The sequence below is a fragment of the Nocardia sp. NPDC004604 genome (genome assembly GCF_040609795.1).
GTDB lineage: Bacteria > Actinomycetota > Actinomycetes > Mycobacteriales > Mycobacteriaceae > Nocardia.
The window spans coordinates 52,979-63,626 of the sequence record NZ_JBEXLC010000040.1 but is presented as its reverse complement, the minus strand read 5'-3'; the positions used below and the strand labels follow the sequence as shown (position 1 = coordinate 63,626).

The 10,648-nt window shown below is 66.3% G+C and carries 9 protein-coding genes and 1 pseudogene; 3 read left to right on the top strand and 7 right to left on the bottom strand.

Going from position 1 to position 10,648, the window contains the following annotated elements; translation table 11 throughout:
* Window positions 1-96 precede the first annotated feature (96 nt).
* A pseudogene (locus tag ABZW16_RS16850) lies at window positions 97-687 on the top strand (erythromycin esterase family protein); the annotation flags it as partial.
* A gap of 253 nt (window positions 688-940) precedes the next feature.
* On the opposite strand, the gene ABZW16_RS16845 reads toward ABZW16_RS16850, so the two are convergent.
* Window positions 941-2,140 carry an FAD-dependent monooxygenase gene (locus tag ABZW16_RS16845; RefSeq protein WP_354956725.1) on the bottom strand — a complete coding sequence of 400 codons (1,200 nt, stop codon included), beginning with the start codon at window positions 2,138-2,140 and terminating at the stop codon, window positions 941-943.
* A gap of 275 nt (window positions 2,141-2,415) precedes the next feature.
* On the opposite strand from ABZW16_RS16845, the gene dinB reads away from it, so the two are divergent.
* Window positions 2,416-3,687 (top strand): DNA polymerase IV, encoded by a 1,272-nt coding sequence (gene dinB, locus ABZW16_RS16840; RefSeq protein WP_354956723.1) that lies wholly within the window; start codon window positions 2,416-2,418, stop codon window positions 3,685-3,687.
* Window positions 3,688-3,886: 199 nt separating this feature from the next.
* Window positions 3,887-4,264 carry a PLD nuclease N-terminal domain-containing protein gene (locus tag ABZW16_RS16835; RefSeq protein ID WP_354956721.1) on the top strand — a complete coding sequence of 126 codons (378 nt, stop codon included), beginning with the start codon at window positions 3,887-3,889 and terminating at the stop codon, window positions 4,262-4,264.
* Between the two features lie 21 nt (window positions 4,265-4,285).
* Here ABZW16_RS16835 and ABZW16_RS16830 read toward each other — a convergent pair whose 3' ends face one another.
* From ABZW16_RS16830 to ABZW16_RS16805, 6 genes are all read right to left on the bottom strand, one after another.
* Entirely contained in the window at window positions 4,286-5,452 is a 1,167-nt protein-coding gene (locus ABZW16_RS16830) for a thiolase family protein (RefSeq protein ID WP_354956719.1), read from the bottom strand.
* 205 nt (window positions 5,453-5,657) lie between these two features.
* A complete protein-coding gene (locus ABZW16_RS16825; RefSeq protein WP_354956717.1) occupies window positions 5,658-6,536 on the bottom strand; it encodes a phosphoribulokinase in 879 nt (292 codons plus the stop codon).
* Window positions 6,537-6,577: 41 nt separating this feature from the next.
* A complete protein-coding gene (locus ABZW16_RS16820) occupies window positions 6,578-7,642 on the bottom strand; it encodes a class 1 fructose-bisphosphatase (RefSeq protein WP_354956715.1) in 1,065 nt (354 codons plus the stop codon).
* A gap of 15 nt (window positions 7,643-7,657) precedes the next feature.
* A complete protein-coding gene (locus ABZW16_RS16815; protein ID WP_354956713.1) occupies window positions 7,658-8,758 on the bottom strand; it encodes an AAA family ATPase in 1,101 nt (366 codons plus the stop codon).
* Window positions 8,748-9,170, bottom strand: a complete 423-nt coding sequence (locus ABZW16_RS16810) for a ribulose bisphosphate carboxylase small subunit (RefSeq protein WP_354956711.1) — start codon at window positions 9,168-9,170, stop codon at window positions 8,748-8,750. The genes ABZW16_RS16815 and ABZW16_RS16810 overlap by 11 nt, the downstream gene beginning before the upstream one ends.
* Before the next feature lie 16 nt (window positions 9,171-9,186).
* A complete protein-coding gene (locus tag ABZW16_RS16805; protein WP_354956709.1) occupies window positions 9,187-10,629 on the bottom strand; it encodes a form I ribulose bisphosphate carboxylase large subunit in 1,443 nt (480 codons plus the stop codon).
* Window positions 10,630-10,648 lie beyond the last annotated feature (19 nt).

Genomic DNA, 10,648 nt, shown 5'->3' with positions numbered 1-10,648 from the left:
GCCGGGGAACCCGAAATGTAATCCACGTCATGCGCGTCGACCTCGAAGGCGCCATGAACACACGAAGACCCCAGCCGGAGCTGGGGTCTCCCGTGCGCCAGCGCACTGCGCCGCGCCGCACCCGCCCTGCGTCCGGCCGACCCGACCGGCTACGACCATGCCGTCGCGCACGCGCGCACCGCCCAGGGCCTACTGCGCTATCACGCGGCCATGGCCAGCCCCGCATCCGATCGCATCGAAACCCTGCTCAGCCTGCGCGCCGAGATGATGGCCGAGAACCTGCTCGCAATCGTTGCCCAGGAGCAGCACCGCGGTCCGAGCCTGGCGTTCGCGCACAACGCGCACCTGCAGCGTGCGCAGTCCCTCATACCGGACGGCGAGCACGACCTGAGCTGGGGCAGCGCTGGCGCGCTCGTCGGAATCACCCTCGGCGAGCGTTATGCGTTCCTGGCAACCGACGCGAACCCCCACAGCGATCCGGACACCCTCCAGGGTGTGTTGGCGGCGGCGACCAGCCGCCGCGCCCTGTTCCCGACACCGGCATTGCGCGCCGCGCTTGCCCTGTCGATCGGAGCGGGCGAACCCATCCTGCCGGGCCATATCCCGCTCACCCCGGCGGACTTGGACGGCGCCGACGCGGTCATATTCGTCGCTGATACCGACGGAAAACGGCATCAGTACTGGTAGCCGCTTTTGATACGGAGGCGTCACGGGAATTTCGGGAGAGCTGTACCGTTCTGAACTCCTGTTCGGACAGGTCGAATTCGCTTCGGGACCGTCGTACCTGCGCTGACCGACGGAATCGATTCAACGGCAACCCAACTGACAGGGCTACTGGACGCTCAGCAACCGGTGCTCGACACTCGATAGGTGGCATGAGCGGACGTAGTCCGGCGGTGGCCTACCGAAGCGTCGTCTCTCTCGACACGTTATGTGACACCTACGGCTTGGCCGGGGCCCCGGAGTCCGGCACCCCTGCGTAGTCGGGCAGCTCGACGCCGTTGATCGCACGCTCGACCAGCTCGGTGAACCATTCACTGCCGAAATCGATGTTCGGCTCGGCGTCCGGCCCGGGGACGTCGCGGCTGCGCGCGTTCAACCGGCCGATCTCCTGGTTGGCCTCGACGAACGAGCGCATCCGCCCCTCGTAGCCGGCGAACCCGGCCTCCGGGTCCCACCCGGCGGCGGCCAGCTCTCCGGCCAGCAGGTAAGCGCCGACCAGGGCCAGCCCGGTGCCCTGCCCAGACATCGGTGACGAGCTGAACGCCGCGTCCCCGAGCAGCACCACCCGTCCGCTCGACCAGCGGTCCATCACCACCTGGGCGACCTGGTCGAGGTAGAAGTCCGGGGTGTCGTCCAGGTGCGCGAGGATGCGTGGGGTCAACCAGCCCAGGCCGGCCATCCGCTCGCGCAGCAGGCGCTTCTGGGCCGCGACGTCGCGGTAGTCGACGTCGAGGTCGGCCGCGGGGAAGGAAAACATGGCCATCGCCCGGGTGGCGTCCTGGATGGGCCGCAGGCCGGCGGAGCGCCCGGACTCCTGGTAGTCGGTCAGCCAGCGGTCCAGCCCGAACTCGTTGGGCACACTGTAGAAGGCCAGCACGTGCCCGAGGTGGCGGACGAACCGCTCGCGCGGCCCGAAGACCATCGCACGCAGCGCCGAGTGCAGCCCGTCCGCCCCGACCACCAGGTCGAAGCGCCGCCGGTCGCCACCCTCGAAGGCCACGTCGACCCCGTCCGCATCCTGGGTGAGCTCGGCGATCCGGTCGCCGAAGACGTACTCGACACCGTCGCGGGTGTCGTCGTGGAGCACTCGGGACAGGTCCCCACGCAGGATCTCGATCTCCGAGATGTACCCGTCGCCGCCGTCGTCGTCCGCGCGGTAGGTCTCCAGCACGTTCCCGTCCGCGTCCACGGTGTACGCGCCAGCGGTCTCGGTACAGGCCGCGCGCACCGCCTCGTCCAGCCCCATCCGCCGGATGACCTCCTTGGCCACCCCGCGCGCGTCCACCGCCTGCCCACCGGGACGCAGCTCGGGGGCTCGCTCCACCACAGTCACCTCGGCCCCCCGCCGGCGCAGCCAGTGGGCCAGCGCGGGCCCCGCGATGCTCGCCCCTGCCACCAACACCCTGGTACCACTCACTGCGCCTCCTGCTCACCCGTCCGGATCGTTTACTCCTGCGCTGACCCACCGCTGTCGGTGTATCCAGAGGTATCGACGACGGATCCACACAAAACTCATCGGTGCAGCCGAGATCGTGTCCACGCTCCTGCGAACACCCTGAACTCGGTATGAGGGTGCATCGAAGCGGTGCTGCCGGGAGTATGCAGCTGCTGCGAAGCAACTGGACGGCCATGCGCAACCTGGGTTCCACGGTCTATAGGACCATCGCGCTTGACACCGGTCTATGCGAACATATGTTCGTGTCCGAGTTCGTTCGCCCGCCGCAGCCCCAGGTCAACGGTGCTCGCGCCCGGTCGGGGCGGCCGCGGATCCAGGCGCGGGCCGAGGCGTCGATTCTGCATGCGGACCTCGACTCGTTCTATGCCTCGGTCGAACAGCGGGACAACCCTCGGCTGCGCGGGCGTCCGGTCATAGTCGGCGGCGGGGTGGTGCTCGCGGCCAGTTATGAGGCGAAGGCGTTCGGGGTGCGCACGCCGATGAATGGTGGTGCGGCGCTGCGGCTTTGCCCGCATGCCGTAGTCGTGCCGCCGCGGATGTCGGCCTACGCCGAGGCGAGTAGGGCCGTCTTCGAGGTTTTCCACAACACCACACCGGTGGTCGAGGGCATCTCCATCGACGAGGCGTTTCTCGATGTGGGCGGGCTGCGGCGGATCGCGGGCGAACCCATCGAGATCGGGCGGCGGCTGCGGGCTGCGGTGCGCGATCAGGTCGGGCTGCCGATTTCGGTCGGCATCGCGCGCACCAAATTCCTCGCGAAGGTGGCCAGCGCGGTCGCCAAACCCGACGGATTGCGGCTGGTGCCACCGGAATTCGAACTCGACTTCCTGCATCCGCTGCCGGTCGAACGACTCTGGGGCGTCGGCGAGGTCACAGCCCGCACCCTGCACGAACACGGCATTACCCGGATCGGCCAACTTGCCGAACTCGGTGAGGCGCCGCTGCGCTCGATCCTCGGACCCGCTGCCGCCCGGCACCTGTACGCACTGTCGTGGGCCCGTGATCCGCGCCGCGTCGAAACCGGCGTCCGCCGCCGCTCCATCGGTGCCCAACGCGCACTCGGCAGGAGGCACCGGCCGCCCGACGAGATCGAGGCCTACTTACACGGCCTGACCGACCGCCTCGGCCGCCGACTGCGTGCGGCCGAGCGCGTCTGCCGAACCGTGGTGCTGCGCATGCGTTTCGACGATTTCACCCGCGCCACCCGCTCACACACCCTGCCCGAGGCGACCGACCACACCGAGACGATCCTGCAGGCTGCCCGCACCCTGCTCGGCACCGCGATGCCCATGATCCAGGAGCGCGGCCTCACCCTGATCGGCCTGGCCCTGACCAATCTCGACAATGCCGATGCCGTCCAACTCACCTTGCCCCTGGAACCCCGCGCCACCAACACCCTGGACGCCACCCTCGACGACCTGCGCCGCCGCTTCGGCTCCGCCGCCGTCACCCGCGCCGCCCTCATCGGCCGCGGCGAAGGTCTCTCAGTTCCGTTGCTACCGGACTGATTCGGATCGGTCGATTAGGCGCACGCACACATGATGGCAAGAAATGCGGTGGCCCGGTCCGGCCGACCGAGCGCCCCGAACAGGCCCGCCCACACCGTGTATCCTCCATGCGGGCCGGTTCGGCGGGGGGTGAGCATCGAACTTCGGAAACCGCGGAAGAACAGGCCCGCAGCCATGCCGCGAACCCGAGGAGTTCCCGATGCCCTACGCGATACTCGGCCTGATCACCCTGGCCCTGTGGGTCTACTGCCTGGTCGACATCGTCACCTGCCCGGACGCGGGCATCCGCCATCTCCCCAAAATGGGCTGGCTCATCATCGTCATCCTGGTGCCGACCGTGGGCGCGCTGCTGTGGTTGTTCGCGGGCCGCCCTCTCGATGAGGCCCGCCCGCGCTCAACCACCCGCTATGCCGAATACGACCACCCCGGCCGCCACGTTCCGCAGAATCCGGACGATGACGAAGCCTTCCTCCGCGGCCTGCGCGAACGCGCCGAATCCCAACGCCGCGAGGCCCGCCGCCAGGAGGAAGAGCGCCAGCGCGACCTGGATCGGCGCCGCGAACAGGGCGAGCTGTAATCATCAGCGGCACAACGGAATCTACAGACGCTCGATAATGGTGGCGTTGGCCAGGCCGCCCGCTTCGCACATGGTCATCAGCCCGTAGCGGCCGCCGGACTGTTCGAGGTGGTTGACCATGGTCGACAGAATGCGGGTGCCGGAGGCGCCGAGCGGGTGGCCCAGGGCGATGGCACCACCGCGGGGGTTGAGTTTGGCGGGGTCGGCATCGAGGTCGTGCTGCCAGACCAGCGGGACGGGGGCGAAGGCCTCGTTCACTTCGTAGGTGTCGATCTCGTCGATGGTGAGACCGGCCTTGGCAAGCGCCTTGCGGGTGGCGGGGATGACGGCGGTGAGCATGAGCAGCGGGTCGTCACCGGTGACCGCGAAGGAGTGGAAGCGGGCACGCGGGCGCAGTCCGAGGGCGTTGGCCTTGTCTTCGCTCATGATCAGCGCGGCGGAGGCGCCATCGGTGAGCGGTGAGGAATTGCCGGGAGTGATCGACCATTCGATCTCCGGGAAGCGCGCCTTGAATTCGTCATCGGCGAAGGCGGGGCGCAGACCGGCCAGCCCTTCGACGGTGGTGGCCGGGCGGATGGTCTCATCGGCGGTCAGGGTGCCCGCGGGGATGAGTTCGTTGTCGAAGCCACCGGCCGCGGCGGTTTCGACGGCGAGCCGGTGCGAGCGGGCGGCGAAGGCGTCGAGGGTCTCCCGGTCCAGCTTCCAGCGCTGGGTGATGATCTCCGCCGCAATACCCTGTCCGATCAGGCCTTCCGGGAAGCGGTGGGCCAGCGGGGCGCGGTTGGCGTCCTTGCCCTGGGCGTTGGAGAACATCGGCACCCGGCTCATCGACTCGACGCCGCAGGCGATCGCGATGTCATAGGCCCCGGCGATCACACCCTGCGCCGCGAAATGCGCGGCCTGCTGGCTGGATCCGCACTGCCGGTCGACGGTGGTCGCGGGCACCGACTCCGGGAACCCGGCCGCCAGCACCGCCGTGCGCGAAATATTGAACGCCTGCTCGCCGCTCTGGGTGACGCAACCGCCGATCACATCGTCGACGAGGGCTGGATCGATGCCGGTGCGCTCGATCAGCGTCCCCAGCACCCCCGCCAGCAGCGTCGCCGGGTGCACATCCGAAAGTCCACCACCGGTTTTCCCTTTACCGGAGGGTGTGCGGACAACGTCGACGATGACTGCGGATGTCATGACGGCTCCTTGCTGTTCCTGCGATCGCTTATGTGAACGATGATTAACTTACGACACTGTACGTCGAACCGCCGTACGCCCGCGATCCCCGGGTTCGCTCGCTACGCATCCGGGCACGGCCCCGCCTCCCGGCCCCGCTTCACCTCGACGCGCTGCGCACACTCCGATTCCTGCCCGACGGCACCCGAACCGTCAGCAGTCTCGATCAGCGAAAACGCTTGGGGCGCTTGTCCATCAGGCGCAGGATGAGCGGGGTGAAAATGAGTTGCATGGCCAGCTCCATCTTTCCGCCGGGGACAACGATGCAGTTGGGGCGGGACATGAAGGAGTCGTGCAGCATCGACAGCAGGTAGGGGAAGTCGATGACCTTCGGATCGGCGAAACGGATGACGACGAAGCTCTCGTCGGCGGTGGGGATGGTGCGGGCGATGAAGGGATTGGAGGTGTCCACGGTGGGGACGCGCTGGAAGTTGACGTAGGTGTGCGAGAACTGGGGGCAGATGTATTTCACGTAGTCGGGCATGCGGCGCAGGATCGTATCGATTACGGCCTCACTGGAATAGCCACGTTCGGTCTTATCGCGGATCACCTTCTGGATCCATTCGAGATTGACGATCGGCACCACCCCGACCAGCAGATCCGCGTATTGCGCGACGTTCACCGTATCGGTGACGGCGGCGCCGTGCAGTCCCTCGTAGAACAGCAGATCGCTACCGGGAGCGAGGTCCTCCCAAGGCGTGAACGTGCCCGCGGGTTGCCCATAGGGTTTCGCCTCGAACTCGTCGTGGAGATATTTGCGCACCGAGCCGACGCCGGTCTCACCATAGTCGCGGAACAGTGTCTCGAGCTCCTCGAGCAGATTCGCCTCCTCGCCGAAATGCGAGAAGGTGCGATTGTGGTTCTGTTCCGCCTCGGCCATCGCGAGTTTCATCTCGTTGCGGTCGTAGCGGTGGAACGAATCACCTTCCACGATCACCGCAGTGATGCCTTCACGGCGGAATATCTCCTGGAAGGTCCGCGTGACACTGGTCGTTCCCGCACCGGATGATCCGGTGATGGCGACGACGGGATGCTTGACCGACATGGCGTCTCCTCGATTGCCGGACAATGTTCATGTGTGGGCATTCAGCGCCCGGCCGGACGGAACAGCGACCGGGAACCGAACAGTGAGCTGTCGAAGCTGGGCCCTTCCTCGGGCTCGCGGTGATAGCGCTCGATCCGCTCGACCTCATTGCGCGAACCGAAGATCAGCGGCACCTGCTGGTGCACCTGTTCCGGCGGCACCTCCAGCACCCGATCGCCGCCCGTGGTCGCCCATCCCCCGGCCTGTTCGACGATGTAGGCAATCGGATTGGCGCCGTACAGCAGCGAGACCCGCCCCGGCCGCCGGGTGTCATACGGGTACAGATACACCCCGCCACGGGTCAGAATGTGAAAGGTATCCGCGACCAACGATGCGACCCAGCGCATATTGAAATCCCGCCCGCGTGGCCCGTCCACCCCGTCGAGGCATTCGTGCACATACCGGCGCACCGGCCGCTCCCAGAAGCGCTCATTGGCCGCATTGATCGCGAAACCCGAAGTGTCCTCGGGAATTCGCATTCGCGGATGGGTCAGCACGAACGCCCCGATCTCCCGATCGAGGGTGAATCCGTCGACACCGCTGCCGGTGGTGAGTACCAGCATGGTCGCCGGTCCGTACAGGGTGAATCCGGCACAGACCTGGCGCACCCCCGGTTGCAGGAAGTCATCGGCGCTCGGCGGGCCGCCATCCGAGGCCCGCAATATGCTGAAAATCGTTCCGACAGGCAGATTTACATCGATATTGGAAGATCCGTCCAACGGATCGAAGGCAAGTAGATATTTGCCGCGCCGGTGCGTGTCGGGCACCGGGTGGACATCGGTCATCTGCTCGGACAACAGCGCCGACAGATGCCCCGTCCATTGGGTCTCGGCCACCATGATGTCATTGGCGATGGCGTCGAGCTTGCGGTGCACTGTCGGCGGCAGGTTGTCGGGTTCGGCGGCGCCGAGGGAGCCGACAATGGCTCCCCTGGTCACCTGGTTTGCGATGATCTTCGTCGCGGTCGCGACGACATTCACCAGAGCGGAGAATTCACCGGACGATCCGGGATGCCGGTGTTCCTCCTCGATCGTGTATCGGGTGAGGGTCTTCAGTCCTTCTGGCATGAGTTCTCGATCTCGTCACGCGGGCGCCCTGGCGGTCGGCCCATCCGGCTGCTGTTCTGCTCGGTCGGATCGGCGGCACTCGCGGGACCCTGCGTGGTCACGCAAGCTACCGCCTCCGGATTCGTCGTTCGCGCCGCCGAACACACTGCTGCCGTAGACATCCCGGTCGGTCAGCGTGATCAGATCGGCCTTGGTGAGCGGTCGCCGCAGCTCGACCAGCCGCTTGGCCTGCCGTAACCGGCAGCGGTCCAGGGCATTGCGCACGCTGCGCGCATTGGAGAATCGAGGTCTGCTCATCCGCAGAGCGAGATATTCGCCGAAGGCAGCCGATCCGGTGTCGTCGAAGCGGAAGTTGTCGCGCGCCACCATGAGTTCGGCGATGCGCACCAATTCATCGTGGGTGTAGTCGCTGAATTCCAGATGATGGGCCACCCGCGAGGACAGTCCCGGGTTGGCCGAGAAGAATTTCTCCATCCGATCCGGATAGCCCGCGAAGATCACCACCAGGCTGGTGCGTTCGCTTTCCATTTCCTGCAGCAGGATTTCGATGACTTCCTGACCGTAATCGCGTTCGTTCTCCGGGCGGAACAGGTAGTACGCCTCATCGATGAACAGCACTCCCCCGGCCGCCTTGGCGAGGGCTTCCTTGGTCTTGGGTGCGGTATGCCCGATGAACTGGCCGACCAGATCATCGCGAGTCACCGTGTGCACCTTGGGTTTGCGGATATAGCCGAGCGCGTGCAGCATCTGCGCCATCCGCAATGCGACGGTGGTCTTACCGGTGCCGGGGCCGCCGGTGAAGCTCATGTGCATGGTGGGCCGGGACGCTTGCAGGCCGAACCGCTCCCGGGCCCGGTCGATGAGCAGCAGCGCCGCGATCTCGCGCACCCGCCGCTTCACATTCGCCAATCCGACGAGTTCGGCGTCGAGCCTGCTCAATACGTCCTCTACGTCGTTGCCCGCGATATCGGTGGTCAGATCCAGTACGGCGTCCTCGGCCAGCACCTCGCCGTCCAGTGGTGCGTCCGCGGGCACGGCCCGTACCGGCCTGCCGTCGTCGACGGCGGGCCGGTGCAATCGGAAACCGCTTGCCGCGCCGGACCGTTCAGCCGCCATAGCGGGCACCCGGCCGTTCGTCGGCGGCATACGGCCGCAGTCCGTAGATCTGCCGCCGGTCCGGGCCCTCGGTACGGGTCAGCAGGAAGCCGGGTTCATCGGTGGGGCGCTGCACCAGGAAGCTCAATGCGGTGGTCTGCCTGCCGTAGCGGGCATCGTAGGCGAGGACCCGAATGTAGTGCCGCGGAAAAGTATTGCGGCAGGCGTCGATCTCGGCGAGCACGCCGTCGGGCTCGTCGAGATCGAACAGCGGCAGCCCCCACATTTCCCAGTAGGCGTTGCGGGGGTGCGGATCATCGGTGTACTCGATGGACACCGGCCAATTGTTGAGCAATGCGTAGCGTACCTGGGCCGCGATTTCGGCATCGGTGAACTCGGGCAGGTAGGAGAAGGTTCCGTGACGCAGATACATGGGAAGGTCCTCTCGTTCAGCGGCTGGCCGTCGGCACGGCATCCGGTGCGTCGGTGGAGGTGTAGTCGAAGGTGACATCGCCCCAGGTCGAGAGCGCGACATCGAGCGGGCGGCAGATCTCGGCAGCCTTGCGCAGCACCTCCGGCCCCTCCTTCAGCAGGTCGCGACCCTCGTTGCGGGCCTTGACAACCGCCTCCAACGCCACCCGATTGGCCTCCGCGCCCGCGGCGATGCCGAGCGGATGCCCGATGGTGCCGCCGCCGAACTGCAACACCACGTCATCGCCGAAAAGGTCGAGCAGCTGGTGCATCTGCCCCGCGTGGATACCGCCGGAAGCGACGGGCATGACCCCACCCAGACTCGCCCACTCCTGATCGAAGAAGATGCCGTTGCCCGGATTGGTAGGAATGTGGTTCTCCCGCAACGTATCGTAGAAACCCCTGGTCGTTGCCGGATCACCCTCCAGCTTGCCGACCACGGTGCCCGCGTGCAGATGATCGACGCCGATCAGCCTGCACCACTTCGCCAGCACCCGGAAGCTCACACCGTGGGTCTTCTGCCGGGTGTAGGTGGAGTGCCCCGCGCGATGCAGGTGCAGCAGCACACCATTGCGCCGCGCCCAGTGCGACATCGACTGCATGGCGGTGAATCCGACGGTGAGGTCCATCATGATCACGACGCTGCCCAGTTCCTTGGCGAACTCGGCGCGCTCGTACATCTCCTCCATCGTTGCCGCGGTGACATTGAGGTAGTGGCCCTTGATCTCCCCGGTTTCGGCCACCGCGCGGTTGACGCCCTCCATGGCGAACAGGTACCGGTCGCGCCAGCGCATGAACGGCTGGGAGTTGATGTTCTCATCGTCTTTGGTGAAATCCAGGCCGCCCTTGCACGCCTCGTAGATCACCCGCCCGTAATTGCGCGCGGACAGACCGAGTTTCGGCTTCACCGTCGCACCGAGCAGCGGCCTGCCGTATTTGTTCAGATACTCGCGTTCCATGACGGTGCCGTGCGGCGGGCCCTGGAAGGTCTTGACGTAGGCCACCGGAATCCGCATATCTTCCAGGCGCAATGCCAGCAGCGGTTTGAATCCGAAGACATTGCCGATGATCGAGGAGGTGAGGTTGGTGATCGACCCCTCCTCGAACAGGTCGAGATCGTAGGCGATATAGGCGAAGTACTCACCTTGGCGGCCGGGCACCTCATCGATGTGATAGCACTTGGCCTGGTAGCGATCGTGCGCCGTGAGTCGGTCGGTCCATACGACAGTCCAAGTGGCCGTTGAGGATTCACCCGCAACGGCGGCCGCGGCCTCGATCGGGTCAACGCCCTTTTGCGGGGTGACGCGGAAGACGGCCAGGACGTCGGTATCTTTGGGGACGTAGTCCGGCGCGTAGTAGCCCATCGAAGCGTAGGAGTGCACACCCGGATCCCAGCGGTTCGGTTCGGTTACCTCGGTCATCATTCCTCCGCTCCGGGTG